Origin of the sequence: Thiohalobacter thiocyanaticus, assembly GCF_002356355.1 — a bacterium.
GTDB lineage: Bacteria > Pseudomonadota > Gammaproteobacteria > Thiohalobacterales > Thiohalobacteraceae > Thiohalobacter > Thiohalobacter thiocyanaticus_A.
The window spans coordinates 2,967,748-2,988,146 of record NZ_AP018052.1 but is presented as its reverse complement, the minus strand read 5'-3'; the positions used below and the strand labels follow the sequence as shown (position 1 = coordinate 2,988,146).

Annotated in this window: 14 protein-coding genes and 1 CRISPR repeat array (1 of these 15 running past the window's edge); of the genes, 11 read left to right on the top strand and 3 right to left on the bottom strand. The window is 63.3% G+C overall.

The window, feature by feature from the left end; translation table 11 throughout:
- The first annotated feature begins 258 nt into the window (after nt 1–258).
- Nucleotides 259–1,620 (top strand): efflux RND transporter periplasmic adaptor subunit, encoded by a 1,362-nt coding sequence (locus CFK21_RS13790; protein WP_096367195.1) that lies wholly within the window; start codon nt 259–261, stop codon nt 1,618–1,620.
- A complete protein-coding gene (locus CFK21_RS13785) occupies nt 1,617–4,718 on the top strand; it encodes an efflux RND transporter permease subunit (protein ID WP_096367194.1) in 3,102 nt (1,033 codons plus the stop codon). The genes CFK21_RS13790 and CFK21_RS13785 overlap by 4 nt, the downstream gene beginning before the upstream one ends.
- Before the next feature lie 124 nt (nt 4,719–4,842).
- Here CFK21_RS13785 and CFK21_RS13780 read toward each other — a convergent pair whose 3' ends face one another.
- Nucleotides 4,843–5,646: a TIGR01458 family HAD-type hydrolase gene (locus tag CFK21_RS13780; protein WP_096367193.1), complete on the bottom strand. Its 804-nt coding sequence runs from the start codon at nt 5,644–5,646 to the stop codon at nt 4,843–4,845.
- Nucleotides 5,647–5,845: 199 nt separating this feature from the next.
- Here CFK21_RS13780 and CFK21_RS13775 point away from each other — a divergent pair, with 199 nt between their 5' ends.
- Nucleotides 5,846–6,814, top strand: coding sequence for a helix-turn-helix transcriptional regulator (locus CFK21_RS13775; RefSeq protein WP_096367192.1), 969 nt, complete (start codon nt 5,846–5,848; stop codon nt 6,812–6,814).
- 63 nt (nt 6,815–6,877) lie between these two features.
- Here the strand turns inward: CFK21_RS13775 and CFK21_RS13770 are convergent, their stop codons facing one another.
- Nucleotides 6,878–7,327, bottom strand: coding sequence for a type II toxin-antitoxin system HicB family antitoxin (locus CFK21_RS13770; protein WP_096367191.1), 450 nt, complete (start codon nt 7,325–7,327; stop codon nt 6,878–6,880).
- An 11-nt stretch (nt 7,328–7,338) separates the two neighbouring features.
- A complete protein-coding gene (locus tag CFK21_RS13765) occupies nt 7,339–7,554 on the bottom strand; it encodes a type II toxin-antitoxin system HicA family toxin (RefSeq protein WP_096367190.1) in 216 nt (71 codons plus the stop codon).
- A 231-nt stretch (nt 7,555–7,785) separates the two neighbouring features.
- On the opposite strand from CFK21_RS13765, the gene CFK21_RS13760 reads away from it, so the two are divergent.
- From CFK21_RS13760 to cas2e, 8 genes are read left to right on the top strand one after another with little or no spacing between them, the layout of a single operon-like run.
- Nucleotides 7,786–10,506 (top strand): CRISPR-associated helicase/endonuclease Cas3, encoded by a 2,721-nt coding sequence (locus tag CFK21_RS13760; RefSeq protein WP_096367189.1) that lies wholly within the window; start codon nt 7,786–7,788, stop codon nt 10,504–10,506.
- A gap of 44 nt (nt 10,507–10,550) precedes the next feature.
- Nucleotides 10,551–12,179: a type I-E CRISPR-associated protein Cse1/CasA gene (gene casA, locus CFK21_RS13755; protein WP_096367188.1), complete on the top strand. Its 1,629-nt coding sequence runs from the start codon at nt 10,551–10,553 to the stop codon at nt 12,177–12,179.
- The gene (gene casB / locus CFK21_RS13750; RefSeq protein ID WP_096367187.1) at nt 12,169–12,678 is read left to right on the top strand and encodes a type I-E CRISPR-associated protein Cse2/CasB; all 510 of its coding nucleotides are present in this window, start codon (nt 12,169–12,171) and stop codon (nt 12,676–12,678) included. Before casA ends, casB begins: the two co-directional genes overlap by 11 nt.
- A 36-nt stretch (nt 12,679–12,714) precedes the next feature.
- Nucleotides 12,715–13,776, top strand: a complete 1,062-nt coding sequence (cas7e, locus tag CFK21_RS13745) for a type I-E CRISPR-associated protein Cas7/Cse4/CasC (RefSeq protein ID WP_096367186.1) — start codon at nt 12,715–12,717, stop codon at nt 13,774–13,776.
- 5 nt (nt 13,777–13,781) lie between these two features.
- Nucleotides 13,782–14,519, top strand: coding sequence for a type I-E CRISPR-associated protein Cas5/CasD (gene cas5e / locus CFK21_RS13740; protein ID WP_096367185.1), 738 nt, complete (start codon nt 13,782–13,784; stop codon nt 14,517–14,519).
- Nucleotides 14,519–15,196, top strand: a complete 678-nt coding sequence (cas6e, locus tag CFK21_RS13735; RefSeq protein ID WP_096367184.1) for a type I-E CRISPR-associated protein Cas6/Cse3/CasE — start codon at nt 14,519–14,521, stop codon at nt 15,194–15,196. The genes cas5e and cas6e overlap by 1 nt, the downstream gene beginning before the upstream one ends.
- Before the next feature lie 35 nt (nt 15,197–15,231).
- Nucleotides 15,232–16,143 carry a type I-E CRISPR-associated endonuclease Cas1e gene (cas1e, locus tag CFK21_RS13730; RefSeq protein WP_096367183.1) on the top strand — a complete coding sequence of 304 codons (912 nt, stop codon included), beginning with the start codon at nt 15,232–15,234 and terminating at the stop codon, nt 16,141–16,143.
- Entirely contained in the window at nt 16,124–16,432 is a 309-nt protein-coding gene (cas2e, locus tag CFK21_RS13725; protein ID WP_096367182.1) for a type I-E CRISPR-associated endoribonuclease Cas2e, read from the top strand. The genes cas1e and cas2e overlap by 20 nt, the downstream gene beginning before the upstream one ends.
- A gap of 92 nt (nt 16,433–16,524) precedes the next feature.
- A CRISPR array of direct repeats spans nt 16,525–20,399; the repeat unit is 29 nt; unit sequence GTGTTCCCCGCGCCTGCGGGGATGAACCG (it continues 1,226 nt past the right edge of the window).

Sequence of the window (20,399 nt, the reverse complement as noted above, 5' to 3'; positions counted from 1 at the left end):
TCTGCGCCCTCTTGTCCGCCGTTGTTCATTTTTCCCTGACGGGGAGGAACTGCATGGCTGAACCGCCGGCACCAGCCGGCCCATGATGTCCCTCAGCTGCGTCGACCTCACCTGTGGAAACGAACGGATCATGCGCATCATGACTGATACTCACAACTTCGATCCGCGTCCTCATCCGCGGGGGCTGTGCGCGCGCTTGCTTGTCCCGGTTGCCGCTTCCGTCAACTTGCAAGGACGGCCCGGGCCGGTGTTGGTCGCATGAGCCGTTCAGTCCGGCTGAAAAGGGTCCTGCCGGCAGCCGGTGCGCTGGTCATTGGCGTCGCCTTCATCATCCTGATGGTGAACCTGAAACCGCCGCCGGCGCAGCAACCCGGTGACGATGCACTGCGCACAGTGCGGGTGATCGAGGCCGAGGCACTGCCCTACCGGGTCGAGGCGCGCGGCTTCGGCAGTGTGACGCCGGCGCGCAGCTGGCGCGCCGTGGCCGCTGTCGGCGGACGGATCGTCTACCGCCACCCGGAACTGGAAAGCGGCAACCTGATCGAGACCGGCACCCGGCTGCTGGAAATCGATCCCACCCGCTATGAACTGGCCGTGGCCGCGGCCGCAGCGGAACTGGCCGCGATCGAAACCGAGATCCGCCAGCTGGAGCAGGAACGGGAAAACACCGCAGACCTGCTGGCGCTGGAACGCCAGCGGCTGGAACTGGCCGAGCAGGAACTGGACCGGGTCGAGCGGCTGGCCCGGACCGGGGCCCTGTCGCAGACCCGGCGCGACGAACAGACCCGGGCCACGCTGGCGCAGCGCCAGGCGGTGCAGTCGCTGGATAACCGGCTGCGGTTGATTCCGAGTCAGCTCGATTACCTGCGCGCCCGTCGGGACGGTGCGCAGACCGCGCTCGAACGGGCGCGGGAGGATCTGGCCGATACCCGCTTCACCGCCCCCTATGACATCCGTGTGCACCAGGCCGAAGTCGAACTGCACCAGCAGGTGCGCAGCGGCGAACTGCTGTTCATCGCCGACGGCATCGAGACGGCCGAGGTGGAGGTGCAGGTGCCCATTCCGCAACTGCGTCAGCTGCTGGGCGCGGCGGAGTTGCCAGCCGATCCGGTCGCGCTGGAGCTTGCCGAGCGGTTGGGGTTCGACACCATCGCGGCCGAGTTGCGGCTGAGCGCAGCGCCACTGGTGCGCTGGCCGGCACGGGTCAGCCGCATCGCCGGCGCGCTTGACCCGAAGACCCGCACCGTGCCGGTGGTGTTGACGGTCACCGCACCCTATCGCAACGCCGACCCGCCCCGGCAGCCGCCGCTGGTGCGCGGCATGTACGTGGAAGCGGTCATGGCAGCGCCGGCCGCCGCACCCCGCATCCTGGTGCCGCTTGCGGCGGTGCACCAGGGCGAGGTTCATGTCGCCGATGCCGGGGACCGGCTGCGCCGCCGCCCGGTCGAACTGCTGCTCAGTCAGCGTGACCTGGCGGTCATCGCCGCCGGCCTGGCGCCCGGGGAGCGCGTCATCCTCGATGACCTGGCGCCGGCCATCGAAGGCATGCGGCTGCGGGTCGAGCCTGATCCCGAGGCCCGGCGGGCGCTGGCCGAGCGCGCTGCCGGGACGGCGCCGTGATCCGCTGGTTCGCCGGCCACCCCACGGCGGCCAATCTGCTGCTGATCCTGATCCTGGCCGTCGGGGCGCTGGCCGCCCCCACCCTGACCCGCGAGACCTTTCCCGATTATCTGCCGCCCGAGGTCGGCATTCAGATGGAGTACCGCGGCGCGGCCGCCGCCGATGTGGAAGAGGCCATCTGTCAGCGTCTGGGCGAGGCGCTGGCGCGGGTGGAGTTCATGGACGAATTCCGCTGCACCGCCCGCGACAACCTGGCCGAGGCCCTGGCTGCGATGGATCCGCGCGGGAATATGGGCCGCTTCCTCGATGACATTCGCACCGAGATCGAGGCCCTGACCGACCTGCCCGAGCGGGCCGAGGCCCCGATCATCCGTGAACTGCACCGCACCGACCTGGTCGCCGCCCTGGCCGTGGCCGGCGACATGCGCCTGCCGGATCTGGAGACCTACGCCGGCCAGCTGGAGGACCGGCTGCTGGCGCTGCCGGACGTGGTGGATGTGGTCAGCCGCGGCCTGTCCCAGCTTCAGTGGCAGATCGAGGTCCCGCGCGACCGGCTGCGCCAGTACGGACTGGGGGTGGAGGACATCGCCGCCGCCGTGCGCCGGCAGAATGTGGATCTGCCGCTGGGCGTGCTGGAAACCGAAGCCCGCGATATCCAGCTGCGCTTCGTCGATCAGCGCCGCCGGCCGCAGGAATTGGCCGAGCTGGTGGTGATCGCCGGTCCGGCCGGCGGCGAGCTGCGCCTGGGCGAGATCGCCACCATCACCGAGACCTACGAGCGGGCCGAGGAACAGGTGCGCTTCAACGGCGAACGCGCCCTGGTGCTGGAGGTGCACAAGGCCCGCTACGCCGATGCCCTTGATGTCATGGACCGGCTGCGTGCCTTCGTCGCCGGCGAGCGTGGCCGGCAGGGCGAAGGCGTGCGCCTGACCCTGACCCAGGACATGACCTCCATCGTGCGCGACCGCCTGCAGATGCTGGTGGAGAACGGTCTCCTCGGTCTGGTACTGGTGGGCCTGGTGCTGAGCCTGTTCTTCCGCCCGCGGCTGGCGCTGTGGGCGCTGTTCGGGCTGCCGGCGGCCTTCGCCGGCGCCTTCGCGGTGATGGCGCTGACCGGTCTGTCGCTGAACATGATCACCCTGGTCGGGCTGCTGATGGCCATCGGCATCGTCATGGACGATGCCGTGGTCATCACCGACAACATCGCCCGCCACGCCGGCGAAGGGCGAACGCCGCTGGAGGCCGTGGTCGCGGGGGCGCGGGAGGTGCTGCCGGGGGTGCTGTCTTCCTTTCTCACCACCGCCGCGGTGTTCGTGCCGCTGTCCTTTCTCGCCGGCGAACTCGGGTCGGTGCTGGAGGTGCTGCCGGTGGTGCTGATCGCCGCCCTGCTGGCCAGTCTGGTCGAGGCCTTCTGGATCCTGCCGCATCACCTCAAGGGCGGGGTGGCGGCCCTGACCGCGGGACATGACTCGCGCCTGCGGGCGCGTTTTGCCGCTGCCTTCGAGCGTTTCCGCGATCGGATCGGGATTCTGGCCGATGGCGGTGTAAAATATCGTTATGCCGTGCTGGCCGTCATGCTGGCGGTGCTGCTGGGCTCGGCCGGCTTCATCGCCGGTGGCCATGTGAAGATGGAGGCCATGCCGGAGATCGACGGCGATGTGCTCGAGGCCCGCATCCTCATGCCCCAGGGCACGCCGCTGGCGCGTACCGAGGCGGTGGTCGAACGGGTGACGGTCGCGGCGGAATCGCTCGACGCCGAGTTGTCGCCGCAGCAGCCGGGCGGTGCCGCGCTGGTCCGGGCGGTGCAGACCCGCTTCAGTCACAACCCCAGCGCCGGTGAGACCGGGCCGCATGTGGCCACCGTCATGCTGGACCTGCTGAGCACCGAGAACCGCAGTACCGATCTGGATACCCTGAGTCGGCGCTGGCGCGAGGCCATCGGTGACATCCCCGGCCTGATCAGCCTGGTGATCCAGGAGCCGGGCTTCGGGCCGGCCGGTATCCCCATCGAGCTGCGGCTCTATGGCGAGGATCTCGACCGGCTCAAGCAGGCCGCCGATGCGCTGGCCGTGAAGCTGGCCGGTTACCGCGGCGTGTCCAACGTGCTCGATGACCTGCGTCCCGGCAAGCCGCAGCGTTGGCTGGTACTGGCCGAGGGGGCGCTGCCGCTGGGACTTACCGCGGCCGATGTGGCCGGGCAGCTGCGCACCGGCATCCTGGGCGAGATCGTCGACACGGTCCAGGTCGGTGATCAGCACATCGAGATCCTGGTGCGGCAGAGCGGTGCCGAGCGCGCCACGCTGGATTTCCTACGCGACGCGGTGATCCTGGACGGGCAGGGCAATGCCGTGCCGCTGGGGGAGGTGGTCGAGATCCGCGCGGCCCGCGACTGGGCCCAGATCACCCGCATCGACGGCCGTCGCACGGTGACGGTCAGCGCTGACGTGGACGGCCGCCGGGCCAATGCCGATGCCATCGTCACCGATCTGAGCCAGAGTTGGCTGCCGGAATTGCTCGCCCGCTATCCCGGCGTGGAGGTCGGCATCGAGGGCCAGGCCGCGCGCTCGCGCGAGACCGGCCAGTCCATCGCCCGCGGCCTGCTGCTCGGGCTGCTGGGGATCTTCCTGATCCTGTCGTTCCAGTTCCGCAGCTACCTCGAGCCGCTCATTGTCATGTTATCCATCCCGCTGGCCTTCATGGGCGCGATCTGGGGGCATGTGCTGATGGGCTACAACCTGTCCATGCCCTCGCTGGTCGGCGCGGCCTCGCTGGCCGGCATCGTGGTCAACAACGCCATCCTGCTGGTGATGTTCATCAAGCAGTACCGTGCCGAGGGCATGGAGGTGCGGGCCGCCGCCGGCCGGGCCAGCCGCGAGCGTACCCGCGCCATCTTCATCACCTCCTCGACCACCATCGCCGGCCTGCTGCCGCTGCTGGCCGAGACCAGCACCCAGGCCACCGCCATCATCCCGTTGGTGATCGCCGTGGTGTTCGGACTGCTGGTCTCCACCGTGCTGATCCTGATCGCGCTGCCGGCGTTGTACGTCATCCTCGACGACCTCGGCATCGCCCGCCCGCCGAGCGCGCAGGATGGGTAAAGCGCAGCGCAACCCGTCGCCTCCCGATGTCCTGTTCGCGTAGGATGGGTGAAGCGCAGCGTAACCCATCGTTTGCCGCCACGGCCGGACCGGCATGAAGCGTAAATCAGAGGTGACCAGAGGGTTAATGCGATACCGCTCGCCCTTCCCACCAGCCCGGCAGATCGGCAACGGACTCCAGCACCGCGTCGGGCGTTACCCCCAACTCCAGGTCCGCCGGCCGGAACTTGCCTGTGCGCACCTGCACGGCCTGCAGGCCGGCGCGTTGCGCGCCCTCGATGTCGCCGCGGATATCGTCGCCGATCATGACGGCGTGCCCCGGTTCGACGCCGAGCATGTCACAGGCAGTCCGGAAGAAGGGCGCGGCCGGCTTGCCCAGCACCACCGGTTCCACTCCCGCGGCATGACTGAGCGCGGCGACAAAGGCGCCGGCGTCCAGCCGCAGACCGTCGGCCGCCTGCCAGTAACGGGTCATCCCCAGCGCGACCAGCGCCGGCTGCGGCTGCTGCATCAGCAGCCGGAAGGCGCGGTTGAGGATGGCGTAGTCCCAGCCCGCGCCCAGATCGCCGACCACCACCGCCGCCGCCTCCAGCGTATCCTCCGTAACGAGATCCAGTGACTCGAATTCCGCCCGGGTGGCTTCAGGCACGAACAGCGCAACCGGTCCGTGAACATGCGCCTCCAGCCAGCGTACCGCCGCCACCGGCGGGGTGAGCAGCCTGTCGGCACCGATGTCGATGCCCATGCGCCCCAGCTTGTCCACCAGTGCCGAACGCGGGCGCGAGGTGGTGTTGGTAAGAAACAGGTGCGGGATATCCTGCTCCCGTACCCAGGCGAGGGTTTCGACGGCACCCGTGACAGGCGTCTCGCCCTGATAGAGCACGCCGTCGAGATCGAACAGCAGGCACTGCTGTGTCCTCGTGTGCATTAGCGCCGGTCCTTCGTCATAAACGGGATGCAGAGAACATAGTCCCCATTAACCGGTGAATCCAGGGTAGGTTGGGTGGAGCGAAGCGTAACCCAACATTGTCCATACGATGGTGCGAACCAGAATGGTGCGCTCAGGCTGTCCGGCCGCTCCATGACATGCTATGGTTGGGGTGAGTGAAAATAATAAGCAGAGACAGTTGGATAAATTCGACCGCATCTACGAACTGGATCGGATCCTCAAATCCCGGCGATACCCGGTGCCGTTGAAGACACTGGTGGCCGAGCTGGAATGCTCGGAACCCACCGTCAAGCGCATCATCAGGCACTTCCGTGAGCGCCTGGGCGCCCCCATCGACTATGACCCCGAGCGCCAGGGCTATTGTTATGCCCGCGACGAGACGCCCCGGTATGAGCTGCCAGGGCTCTGGTTCAACGCGGAAGAACTGCATGCGCTGCTGACTACCTACCATCTTCTGGGCGGCATCCAGGAAGGCCTGCTGGATGAATGCATCCAGCCCCTGCGCGAGCGCCTGGAGCGGCTGCTGCGCGATGAACGCATAGGCGCAAACGAGATCGAGAAACGGGTGCGCATCCTGCCCCTGGCGACCCGCCAGACCGACCTGAAATTCTTCCGCCGGATTGCCGGTGCCATGATGCAGCGCCGGCGCCTGCGCATGCTCTACCATGGCCGGGCGCGTGATGCGATCACCGAGCGCGTCGTCTCGCCCCAGCGGCTGGTCTACTACCGTGACAACTGGTACCTGGATGCCTGGTGCCATCTCCGCGCAGGCCTGCGCAGCTTCGCCGTCGACCGCATCCAGCCCGTCGAGGTGCTGCAGGAGGCGGCGCTGGAGCGGGACGAGGATGAACTGGACCGCCATTACGCCGCCGCCTATGGCATCTTCGCCGGTCCGGCGGACAAGCTCGCCCACCTGGTGTTCAGCCAGACCGCCGCCAGATGGGTGGCCGATGAACACTGGCATCCCCGCCAGCAGGGCGAGGTGTTGTGGGACGGCCGGTATGAGCTGAAGATCCCCTACAGCGAGCCCACCGAACTGATCATGGACATCCTCAAGTACGGCCCCGAGGTCGAGGTGCTGGGACCGGAGGAACTGCGACACCAGGTGCGCTCACGGCTGGAGGCGGCGCTGGCGAGGTATCGGTAAGGGAGGACGGATTCTGATCCCGAGACCTGATACAAGATGGATAGGCAGAAATGGGCCTTGTGGTCAGGCGACATCCTCAGTATGGACGATCAGGCGCTTACCCAATGCATCCAGGGCGGCTTCAATCCGGGGAAGACGGGTGGCATGGCGGGGGTCGAGCATGCGGCGCACCTCTTTTTCATCACAGCCCAGACGACGGGCCAGGCCCGATTTGGAAAGGCCGGAATCCCGCAATGCGGCATACAGCGCTGCCTTGGCGGCCGTCTGTGCGGGAAGCATGATCCAGTGGACCCGGCCTTTCACGGCTTGCGCAGGATGCGGCAGCGGCATGCCTTCGGCAATGCGGGCCGCCACGGCTTCATCCAGGCAGTCAGTCGCCTCCTCCAGAAGGGTTTCGAGGTCCGGCGCATCCGTGAGGGCTTCCGGAAAGTCAGGGAAGCGTGCGAGCAGACGGCCGGCATCGTCTTCTGTCACCAGCATGGGATATGCGAATTGGAGTTGCGACTTGGCCATGGTTGATACACTCAGTCGATGTCGTGCTTCTCGATGCCCAGCTGTCGCAGTATCGCGTTCAGAAGACCGGGCCCGATTTCCTGCTTTCGGTCTTTCAACACAGTCCGCCGTGCCCCAAGGTAGAGTGTGACATGACTGCCTTTGCCGCGATGCGAAACCAGCCGCAGCCTTATTCCGTGCTCCTTCGCATACCGCCTGAGTTTTCTGAGCAACTCGTTTCCGGTCATGATCCCGATCCCTGGGAACGGAAAGAGTATCGGACAATAATGTCCGGGCGTCAAGTCAGATGTCCGCTCAGAACAGAGGTTCGGTAGGGACTGAATTCAACGGCATGACACCGATATGCCAGAAATCCCAGACTTTAGGAGGCCGCGGTGAGTATTGGCAGGAGTGGATCAGGTTTTGATCCCCGGAGGGGGTAGACTGCTTTCAGAAAACACAATAACTGAGAAAGTGAAGTGGTGCAGAAAACATATCCAAATTACTACAAGTATTGGGGGAAGAGCGGAGAGGGGGGCTTGTGCCACCTCTTACCATACCATTGTTTGGATGTTGCTGCGGTAGGTGACGTGTACCTCGCTAGAAATGAGTATGTTCGTCGGCAACTGGCACAGATGTTGGGTCTTGACGAGGAAGACTTTGTTTCTTTTGTTGTGTTTTTTCTGGGCTTGCACGATATCGGGAAATTCGCCCGCCATTTTCAGGCATTGCAGCCTGAGTTGTTCAACAAACTCCAAGGTGAACAGGCGGAACTTCCCTATGTGCGCCATGATGTGCTCGGTGAATTGCTTTGGCGCACCACACTGTACCCCTATGGTGCCGAACGAGGCCTGCTCAGCCTGACGGCCGGCGGACGACGTCCCTCTTATGATACAGCCGCCGACTACTGGTTGCATACGGTGCTTGGGCACCATGGTAAACCTGTCTCCGCAAAAGATGCCTCAGTGCGAGAGGTTCCGGAATCCTATTTTCCCGAGACCGCCAGGGAAGCAGCCAAGGACTTCTTTGATGACTGGCGCGAGTTGCGCGGGCTTGGTGCCGATACGCCGCTACCCCCGGCGGAAACGGTCGCGAAGGCCTCCTGGTGGTTGGCCGGGTTGGCGGTGCTGTGTGATTGGCTGGGTTCGAATCAGAGATACTTCCCTTTGGTTGAAGAAGTCATCCCTCTTGAGGAATACTGGCAGCGCGCCTTGGTGCAGGCGGAAAAGGCGGTCCAGCGCTCAGGGGTGGTGCCGACACCTATTGCGCCTGTCAAGAAGCCCACTGAGCTTTTCGGTTCATACTTTACGACTCTGACACCCCTTCAGGCCCACTGCCAGTCACTGCAGTTGTACTCCGGCCCGGCGCTCTATCTGCTGGAGGACGTCACAGGCGCCGGCAAGACCGAGGCGGCACTCATCCTCGCCCACCGTCTGATGGCTGAGCAGGGTGTCCGGGGGCTTTACTTTGCTCTCCCCACCATGGCTACCGCCAATGCCATGTTTGAGCGCATGGGACAGGTCTATCGCCATCTTTATATCGAGAAGGCGGCGCCGTCGCTGGTGCTGGCCCATGGTGCGCGGCGGCTGCATAGGGGCTTTCGCGACGCCATCGAGGACTATCCGGTCGCGGGGAACAACGATTACGGCGACGGCACTGAGCCGGCCCAGTTCCACTGTGCCGGTTGGCTGGCCGATAATCCGAAAAAGTCGTTGCTGGCCGAGGTGGGAGTGGGGACCGTCGACCAGGCGGTACTGGGGGTGCTTCCTTCGCGACACCAGTCTCTGCGACTGCTGGGGCTGCTCGGCAAGGTGCTGATCGTCGATGAGGTTCATGCCTATGACGCCTATCTCTTCCATCTGCTCAAGGCCCTGCTCACATTCCATGCCTCCTCCGGCGGCAGCGCCATTCTGCTCTCCGCCACCCTGCCGCAAAACCAGCGGCAGGCCCTTCTCGACGCCTTTTACGTTGGCATCGAAAGTCAGACAAAGCGGATAGAGCGAGTAGGCGAAGAGGACTACCCGTTGATGACCTGTGCCAATAGCGAAGCATTGCAGGAGAAGGTGCTCGAATCCCGTCCCGAGGTCTGCCGTACCGTTGCAGTCGAACGCATCGATTCCCTGGAGCAGGCCGAGGCGCTCATGACTCAGGCGATGGAACGGGGGGAATGCCTCTGTTGGATACGCAATACCGTTCACGACGCCCGCTGGGCGTGGCGCGAGCTGACGGCGCGCCATCCCGAATGGGAAATCGATCTCTTTCATGCCCGCTACGCCCTCGGCGATCGACTGGCCATCGAGACACGTGTAGTCAAACGTTTCGGCAAGGAGGGAGGGGCGAGCGTGCGCAAAAGGCAGATTCTCATCGCCACCCCGGTGGTAGAGCAGTCGCTGGATATCGACTTCGATTACATGATATCCGACCTGGCTCCCATTGATCTCATCATCCAGCGTGCCGGGCGGCTGCATCGCCACCGGCGTGATCAAGCCGGGAATCCCATCGACGGCGAGGATTGCCGCGGCACGCCAGTGCTTCACCTCTACGCGCCGGAGCCGTTGGACGAGCCTGAAGAAACATGGTTTTCCGCGTTTCTCCCAAAGGCCGCCTACGTCTATCCCAACCACGCCCGCCTCTGGCTGGGCCTGCGTCTGCTGATGGCGAAAGGCAGCTTCGTCATGCCGGATGATGCCCGCGGCCTGATCGAAGGTGTCTATGGTGACGACGTGGCGTTTCCGGCAGGATTGGAAACCAGCGATATCGCTTCAGCCGGTGTGCAGAGCAGTGAAGGGAGTCTCGCCGACTACAACGCCTTCAGGATAACGGCCCATTATGGTGCTACCGGGGTTGGACGCTGGTGGTCCGAGGAGAGGGCGCCGACCCGTCTCGGCGACAGCACTCCGGTTTATCTGGCGCGCAGGGAAGGCGGTGACATCGTGCCCCTGCGACAGGAGGGTGAATTTCCCTGGCAGCTATCCTCGTTATCGATGTTGACGGCGAAGATTGCCTCCGCGCAGCGGCCGGCGGCGGTTACCGAAGCACTGTGGGAACAGACGCTCGAAACATTGCCCGCCAAAGGGCGCTGGGGCGTGCTGCTGCTGCTCGATCAGGAGGATAAGGGGATCGCAGATAACGGCTATGGCGATAGTGTGACGGTGCGTTACAGTGGCCTTGAAGGGCTGTTGGTAGGGGATGAGTGCTAATTATGTGGCGCAAAACCGTTGAGTTGGAGTGAGAGGTACGGATAATGAATTTGATTAATGATCAATGGCTCCCCGTCCGCAGAAGGAGCGGCCGACGCGAACGGATCGCCCCTTGGGAACTAACCGACGGCCACGACAGCGATCCGGTCACCGCCCTGGACGCTGCCCGGCCCGATTTCCAGGGGGCGCTGGCGCAGTTTCTGATCGGTCTGTTGCAGACGGCGGCTGCCCCCGACGCGCAGAGGGGGATCGACTGGGACGAGTGGTTGGAAGCGCCGCCCTCACCGCAGCAGCTGCAGGAGCTGGTTGGTCCCTATGTCGACTATTTTGAACTGGGCGGTGAGGGGCCGCGCTTCTTGCAGGATTTTGATGAACTGGACGACGATCCCAAGCCGATCGCCTCGTTGCTGATCGAGATCCCTGGCGCCAATACTCTCCGCAACAACACCGACCACTTCATCAAGCGTGGCGGTGTGAACCACATCTGCCCCGCCTGCGCCGCCGCCGCCCTGTTTACGCTGCAAACCAGTGCTCCGGGCGGCGGCGCGGGGCACCGTACCTCCTTGCGTGGCGGCGGCCCGCTGACGACGCTGGTGGTGCTCGACCCCAAGGGGGAAAAGGTGGCGGCAACCCTGTGGCGCGATCTCTGGCTCAATATCCTGCCGCAGTCGCATATCTGCCAACTTACCGGTAACTCCGAGCGCGCCGAACCGGCCGCCATTTTCCCCTGGCTCGCGCCGACACGAATCAGCGGCAAGGGGGGTGAGGACACCCTGCCCGAGCATGCCCACCCCTTGCAGATGTACTGGGGCATGCCGCGGCGCATCCGTCTGGAGCTGGAAGCGCCGGTTGAGGGGGAGTGCGATATCTGCTCCACGGCGAGTGAAACGCTGCTGAGCCGCTATGTGACGAAGAACTACGGTATCAATTACAGCGGTGCTTGGGAGCATCCGCTGACACCCCACTACATCGACGAGAAAAGCGGCATGCCGATGCCAAACCATGCCCAGCCCGGCGGCTTCAGCTTCCGCCACTGGAGCGGTTGGATCACGCCGGGCGAGGCGCGCAAACCGGCCCAAGTGGTGAGTTACTTCCATGAGCATCGCAGAATGGACAATGCGCAACTGCGCCTCTGGTCCAGTGGCTATGACATGGACAACATGAAGGCGCGAGCCTGGTATGAGACCACGGTTCCACTCTATCTGTTGCCCGAAGGGGAGGGGCGGCGGCGCTTCATCCGTCAGGTGGACAATCTGATCGACGCAGCCACACAGGCTGCCTATTACACCCGGAGTGCCGTCAAGGAGGCGTGGTTCAGCAGGCCCGGCGACGCCAAGGGCGATACCAGCTTTATTCGCCATGAGTTCATGGTGCGAACCGAGGAAGCCTTCTATACCCTGCTGCGCGAGAGTCATGAAGTGGCGCTGAACGGTGGAGATGAGGTCCCACTACGTGAGCGCTGGCTGCAACGCCTGCGAAGTGAAGCGGAAAGGCTGTTCGAGGAGCGCGCCGAGAGCGGCGCGCTCGATGAAGGGGAACTGGCGCGCATCGCCCGCGCTCACATCGACCTGCGCAAGAGGCTGAAAGGTAACAAGCTGTATGAACTGCTTGGGCTTTCCAAGCCAAAGAAGGTTAAGACAATGGGAGTAAAGGAGACCGCTAATGCAGATTGACTTCCGCCCAGACAAGCCCGCCGGCGAGATCCTGGCCGAATGGTGGGAGGGTTTGCAGAACGACACTGGCGGGCGAGCGCGGTTGCGCCGCTGTAAAACGCCTGAAGAAGTAATGCTGGAACCGGCATTCCACCGTCTACTCCGGCGCCTTGGCGCACTGACAGAAAAGAGCGATGACACACAGCTGGAGGGATATGAGATTCACCGCCTGGCGGCTATCGCCGGCCTGCTCGCCCACGTCAGGGTCAAGAGGTCGAAACCTCTGGCCGAGCAGATGGCCGAGTCGGAGTCGAAAGGGGGTAAGCCACTGCTCAGCTCGTTACGTTTCCGCCGCCTGCTCAAGGAACCGTTTGAGGACATCTATCCTTCGATGATCCGGGTCATCCGTCAACTGGACGAGAAGGCCAATATCAGCGACCTGGCCACGTCAATCTATTACTGGGGTGACAGGGTGCGCAAGCGCTGGGCACTTGCCTACTTTCCCAAGGTAGTGGACTGAAACAGATAACCATATTAACGAAACAAGGAGTAAGTCATGAGCCGATTTGCACAACTTCATCTTCTCACTGCCTACCCGCCGGCCAATCTCAACCGCGACGATCTGGGTCGGCCAAAAACCGCCATGATGGGCGGCGCACAGCGCCTGCGTATTTCCTCCCAGAGCCTGAAACGAGCTTGGCGGACTTCGGAGTTGTTCCAGCAATCGCTGCGTGGTCATCTGGGCGTTCGCACCAAAGAGATGGGGCGAGAGATCTACAAGGATCTTGTCAATAAGGGTGTGAAGGAGAAGGATGCCAAGGCGTGGGCCATAGCTATCGCTGGTATTTTCGGTAAGGCCAAAAAGGAAGACAAAAAGAATAAGGATCCACTGCATATGCTGGATATCGAGCAGCTTGCGCACTTCAGTCCGGAAGAGCGTGAGGCGATCAGCGCACTTTGTGATAAGTTGGCCGAGCGTGGTGACGGGCCGGAAAATGATGAGCTGAACCTTTTGCGCAAACACCACAGTGCTGCTGATATCGCGCTTTTTGGTCGCATGCTTGCCAGTGACCCAGGGTACAATACCGAGGCGGCTGCGCAAGTTGCTCATGCCATCAGCGTGCACAAGGTGACGGTGGAGGATGATTTTTTCACCGCCGTGGACGATCTCAATAACGGCGAAGAGGATGTCGGAGCCGGGCATATGGGTGAAACCGAATTTGCTGCCGGTCTCTTCTATCAATATATCTGTGTCGATCGTGAGTTACTGAAGAATAATCTCGGTGGCGACGAGGCCCTGGCCGACAAGGCGTTGGCAGCGCTGACCGAGTCGGCCGCGACCATTGCGCCGACAGGAAAGCAGAACAGCTTCGCCTCGCGGGCGCGCGCCTCTTACATTCTCGCCGAGGTGGGTGATCAGCAGCCCCGCTCGCTTTCTGTGGCCTTCCTCAAGCCGGTAAATGGTGCCGATATTTTGGAGCAATCGGTGACATCGCTGGACAAAACCGTGTCTGCAATGGACAAGGCCTACGGCGCCTGTGCCGACAAACGAGAGGTGATGAACCTTGTCAGCGGCAAGGGTGGGCTCAGGGAGATCATCGACTGCATCACGGAGTGAACCCCATGAGCGAGTATCTGTTATTACGCCTCTACGGCCCGCTTGCCTCATGGGGCGAGACTGCCGTGGGGGAAGTCCGGCCCTCGGCGGCTTGGCCTGGTCGTTCCGCTATTATCGGCCTTTTGGCCGCGGCGCTTGGGATCCGTCGCGATGAAGAAGCACGCCAGCGAGAACTGGCCTCCTCCCTCGGGCTTGCGGTTTGTGTTGAACGCAGTGGTGAACTGCTGCGCGACTATCACACCGTGCAGGTGCCGCCGGAACGCCGGGGGGTGGTCTACCGCACCCGCCGCGACGAGCTTGGCGCCGACAGGGTGAACACCCTGCTCTCCCAGCGCGACTATCGAACCGATGCCCTCTACACCGTCGCGCTCTGGCGCACAGAAGAGAGTCCGGCACCGACCCTGGCGCAGCTGGAAGAGGCCTTGCGCCGTCCGCACTTTACCCTATATCTGGGCCGCAAGGCTTGTCCGCCTGCGCTGCCACTGGCGCCGCATATCGTGACGGCGGCGAATCTCAGAGAGGCGTTTGACCGGGCGAGCTTTCCGCAAGAACCGATTCTGGATTTGCTGCCGGAGAGTGAAGAGCGAATTTTTGCTTGGGAGGCGACAGATGCCCCCGGCATGGAGGCGCTACACATCAGCCCGCGACGCGACGAACCGACCAGCCGTAGGCGATGGCAGTTCGGTGAGCGCGATGAGTATTACCGTAGCGAACAGATGGCGACAACGGGTAGGGGGGAGTGATGTATCTCAGCCGTATCGAACTTAACCGTTCCGGACCGGGCGTGACAAGTTTGCTCAAAAGCCTGGCAGTCGATGATTATCGCCACCATCAGTTTGTCTGGCGGCTCTTTGAGGGGGTGGATGAGCGCGATTTTCTCTACCGCCGTGAGGATGCCGGTCACTGGCCGCGTTATTACACCGTCTCGGAGCGAGAGCCGCAGGATGATGATGGGCTCTGGACCATCGACATCAAACCCTATACGCCCAGGATCGAAAAGGGGATGAGGCTGGCTTTCAGCCTGCGCGCCAATCCGGTGGTGACGCGAAAAAATGGCGACGGCAGACGTCAGCGTCATGACGTGGTGATGGATCATAAAAAACGTATTGGATTCAAAGATATGCCCCCCCGTGAGCGCCCGTCGCTACAGGCAATCATCCGCGATGCTGGACTCGCTTGGCTGAGGCCGCGTGCGGAACGGCACGGTTTCAGCTTTGAAGAAGGGCTGATCACTGTGGATGGTTACGAGCAGCACAAAAGCAGCAAACGGCGTGGGACAAAAACCATCAGTTTCAGTACGCTTGACTTTGGTGGTCTTTTGACGGTCACCGATGAACAGGCTTTTAGGGAGGCGCTGTTCTCTGGGATAGGGCCAGCCAAAGGGCTCGGATGTGGCTTGCTCATGGTTCGTCGTGTCTAGATCCTGAACTAATCACAGGCGAGCGCATGTAGGCGATGCTTCCTGATATAGACCCTATCCCCCTAAAGGAGCGAAACTCCATTCTCTTTGTCGAGCGCTGCCATGTGGATGTGCGTGACGGCGCTTTCGTGATGATCGACAAGAATGGTGTGCGAACCCATGTTCCGCTCGGCGGAACCGCCTGCCTCTTGCTTGAGCCGGGTGTGCGGTTATCGCATCGCGCCGCGGCATTAGCCGCCAAGGTGGGTACGTTGTTGGTTTGGGTGGGCGAGGGTGGTGTGCGACTATACTCTGCCGGTCAACCCGGAGGTGCCAGGTCCGATAAGTTGCTGTATCAAGCGAAACTTGCGCTCGATGACAAGTTGCGCCTCAACGTTGTGCGAAAGATGTATGCCCTGCGCTTCAATGAAGAGCCGCCCAGTCGTCGCAGCGTCGAGCAACTGCGCGGCATCGAAGGGGCGCGGGTTAAGAAAACCTATGAACTGCTCGCCAAACGCCATGGTGTGTCATGGAAAGGCCGGCGCTACGATCAGCAGGAGTGGGATAAAGCGGATCTCCCTAACCGCTGTCTCTCCGCCGCTACTGCGTGCCTGTATGGTGTTACTGAAGCCGCAATACTCGCCGCCGGCTACGCTCCCGCGATCGGCTTCATCCACACCGGTAAGCCGCTTTCCTTCGTCTATGATATTGCCGATATCGTCAAGTTTGATACCGTCGTTCCCGTAGCCTTCAAGGTCGCAGCCCAGTCGCCCGGTACTCCCGAGCGCAGGGTGAGGCAGGCATGCCGAGATGTTTTTCGCGAAAGTAGATTGCTTGACCGTATTATCCCCATGATCAACGATGTTCTGGATGCGGGTGGTGAGAAGCCGCCAGAGCCGCCGCCTGAAGCAGTCCAGCCTGCCATACCCAACAAAAAGGGCTTGGGCGATGCTGGTCATCGTAGTTGAGAATGCACCACCACGTCTGCGAGGACGACTCGCTGCCTGGCTGCTCGAAATCCGTGCCGGCGTTTATGTCGGGAACTATTCGGTCAAGGTGCGAGATATGATCTGGGGACAGGTTGAGGCAGGCATCGAGGATGGGAACGCCGTTGTCGCGTGGCGGACTAATAATGAAGCTGGATTCGACTTCATAACTCTTGGTGTCAATCGGCGTATTCCCAAAGACGTGGACGGCATGAAACTTGTGACCTTTCTTCCCGAAATCCCCGATGAAGAGGATTTCAGTGCTCTTTAACAATTCGGAAAAATACATCAAAATCGGCATGATTTTTCGGTGGAAAATTCACGGGTCATTTTCTTTCGATAAATCATAAAGATGTAGGAAGTGTGTTCCCCGCGCCTGCGGGGATGAACCGACCTTTACGACAGATGCGGTGCTGCCTGTTGGGTGTTCCCCGCGCCTGCGGGGATGAACCGGTAACTTTCGGCGGACGTACAGACCGCGCTCAGTGTTCCCCGCGCCTGCGGGGATGAACCGGCTGTCGTTCCGAGCGGCCAACCCATCATCCAGTGTTCCCCGCGCCTGCGGGGATGAACCGCAATGCCATCAGGTCTTTCATGCTACCTCCCCGTGTTCCCCGCGCCTGCGGGGATGAACCGGTGGTGACAGCCGCAATTGTTTGTTGTGTTTTGTGTTCCCCGCGCCTGCGGGGATGAACCGACATTGCCGGTGGAGCCGGTGTCGGTCTGATAGTGTTCCCCGCGCCTGCGGGGATGAACCGTTGATCTTGCCGCCGAACTCGGCCGCATCGAAGTGTTCCCCGCGCCTGCGGGGATGAACCGGTGCACGGGCGCGCGCGAATCCGCCTGGCCGCGTGTTCCCCGCGCCTGCGGGGATGAACCGATGTTCACGTCAATCAGATCAGGAGGGCAGGTGTGTTCCCCGCGCCTGCGGGGATGAACCGATTTGGTGTGCCGATAACGCCAACAGCATCGGGTGTTCCCCGCGCCTGCGGGGATGAACCGTGATCAGCATCCGCCCCGGCGGGAGGTGAACTGTGTTCCCCGCGCCTGCGGGGATGAACCGCGCACCACCCGTGCCCAGAACTTCCTGCAGCGCGTGTTCCCCGCGCCTGCGGGGATGAACCGAAGCTGGAGATCGACCACCGCCAGGCCACGCTGTGTTCCCCGCGCCTGCGGGGATGAACCGCCAACCAGAATGGGGATGAGGGCTGGCAGAACGTGTTCCCCGCGCCTGCGGGGATGAACCGCCTGGACGGACGGCCGCAGCATCCCGACCGATGTGTTCCCCGCGCCTGCGGGGATGAACCGCAGGTAGAAATCCTCCGCACTGGCATTGCTGAGTGTTCCCCGCGCCTGCGGGGATGAACCGTAAATACTTTTCGATGTGGTACAGGTCCGGGTGTGTTCCCCGCGCCTGCGGGGATGAACCGGTTCGCCACTATGCCTATTACGCCACTTTCGCGTGTTCCCCGCGCCTGCGGGGATGAACCGGACGCTCAGGAGCTACTGAGTAAATACCACCGGTGTTCCCCGCGCCTGCGGGGATGAACCGCCATATTCAGTATCACACCTGGAAGCAGCGGAGTGTTCCCCGCGCCTGCGGGGATGAACCGATATAAGCGCCGAGCCAAGCTCGCCGCCGATTGTGTTCCCCGCGCCTGCGGGGATGAACCGTTGACTGATGGGACTCAAGCGTGATCCTAAGAGTGTTCCCCGCGCCTGCGGGGATGAACCGCTGGATGAGTACAAACGCCAGCAGCGTCAGCGGTGTTCCCCGCGCCTGCGGGGATGAACCGTAGAGCGCGTCGCCGGGAATTGTGTAGCTGTAGTGTTCCCCGCGCCTGCGGGGATGAACCGGTCTGCGCCGATTTCGATGCAGTGCTGGTAGAGTGTTCCCCGCGCCTGCGGGGATGAACCGCGGCTCATGCGGGAGAGACGCCTATACCCACTGTGTTCCCCGCGCCTGCGGGGATGAACCGATGACCCCAGCCGGAAAGGTGTCATATCTCGAGTGTTCCCCGCGCCTGCGGGGATGAACCGCGTTGCATGTCTTCAGGCGTGCTACCGCCCTGGTGTTCCCCGCGCCTGCGGGGATGAACCGGATGCCCACAAGTGGTGTCAGGACACTACCGAGTGTTCCCCGCGCCTGCGGGGATGAACCGCCTTTTTTACCGCGCAGATACTCGGGGCCGATGTGTTCCCCGCGCCTGCGGGGATGAACCGGTGCCGGGCGCCCGTTGACTGGCAATTGTCAGGTGTTCCCCGCGCCTGCGGGGATGAACCGGCGAATTTGCCCGCCCACAGGCCGGCGGCCTTGTGTTCCCCGCGCCTGCGGGGATGAACCGCCCGGTTTCGGGATTCGCTCTGCCTGTTGCCCGTGTTCCCCGCGCCTGCGGGGATGAACCGCCCGGTTTCGGGATTCGCTCTGCCTGTTGCCCGTGTTCCCCGCGCCTGCGGGGATGAACCGCCAGCGACAGCGGCAACAGCGATGATCAGGGTGTGTTCCCCGCGCCTGCGGGGATGAACCGGCATGTCGGGATCAATCGGCAATTACTGGCCAGTGTTCCCCGCGCCTGCGGGGATGAACCGACGCCATTGGCGCCCCGGTAAAACACGTTGTCCGTGTTCCCCGCGCCTGCGGGGATGAACCGATCGGCACCGGCGATCCCAACGATCCGACTCCGTGTTCCCCGCGCCTGCGGGGATGAACCGTGGTCGGCATGCTGACTTCGTGGCTGTCGCAGGTGTTCCCCGCGCCTGCGGGGATGAACCGGTCGGCGCTACAGGCAGTGGCACCGGACAGGAGTGTTCCCCGCGCCTGCGGGGATGAACCACCGCCGATGTTTCCACCAGGATTGCGCTCGGCGTGTTCCCCGCGCCTGCGGGGATGAACCGGAATTTTAGGGCATGACTGACATGCTCGAACGGTGTTCCCCGCGCCTGCGGGGATGAACCGAGAGTCGATCAGCTCCGCATGCAGGCTCTCCGCGTGTTCCCCGCGCCTGCGGGGATGAACCGCACTGCTGACCAACTTCGGGATCTTGCCAATGCGTGTTCCCCGCGCCTGCGGGGATGAACCGGGACTCTGTGTATTGTAGGCCCGCCACAGACCGTGTTCCCCGCGCCTGCGGGGATGAACCGGACCGCGATTGGGCAGGAGAGCAGCAGGAGCGGTGTTCCCCGCGCCTGCGGGGATGAACCGGCACGATACATGTGGGCTGACGCAATGCTCAAGTGTTCCCCGCGCCTGCGGGGATGAACCGCCACTCTAACCGACGCCAGGACTAGCGGCCTTGTGTTCCCCGCGCCTGCGGGGATGAACCGGGCTCCAACCGCTATGTGACTGTTGACCTGGCGTGTTCCCCGCGCCTGCGGGGATGAACCGGCATGGGCTTGAAAATCTACGGAACAAGCGCAGTGTTCCCCGCGCCTGCGGGGATGAACCGTTTGTCGAGTCGACGCCCTCCAGCTCGAAGCTGTGTTCCCCGCGCCTGCGGGGATGAACCGGTGATGATCCCCGTGGTGGTGTCCACGGCCCAGTGTTCCCCGCGCCTGCGGGGATGAACCGCCGGCAGGGCGCATTACCGGGCGTCTCAGTATGTGTTCCCCGCGCCTGCGGGGATGAACCGGCGGCCGACAGCAAGGGCCAGGGCCCCGCCGAGTGTTCCCCGCGCCTGCGGGGATGAACCGACTACCGCGACTGGCTGCGCCGCACCGGGGCGGTGTTCCCCGCGCCTGCGGGGATGAACCGCACAAACTCCCACACCGGGCCATTGGCCTCTCGTGTTCCCCGCGCCTGCGGGGATGAACCGGCGACGGAATCGCCGGCGTGGTATCGGGGATCGTGTTCCCCGCGCCTGCGGGGATGAACCGATCGGATGCGAGCGCCATTCCATTGATGAATGGTGTTCCCCGCGCCTGCGGGGATGAACCGCCAACCTGGAGCAGATCGCCCGCGAGAAGCGCGTGTTCCCCGCGCCTGCGGGGATGAACCGACATAATGGCACTGATGGAAACACAGCAGATGGTGTTCCCCGCGCCTGCGGGGATGAACCGGTCCGTCCTGTGGACTCTGTGGGCGACCCGGAGTGTTCCCCGCGCCTGCGGGGATGAACCGGCGCCGACCTGGGTGGGGATGACCAGCGGGGCGTGTTCCCCGCGCCTGCGGGGATGAACCGGTGTCACGTGCGGCGCGCGCAGCACCGCCGTATGTGTTCCCCGCGCCTGCGGGGATGAAC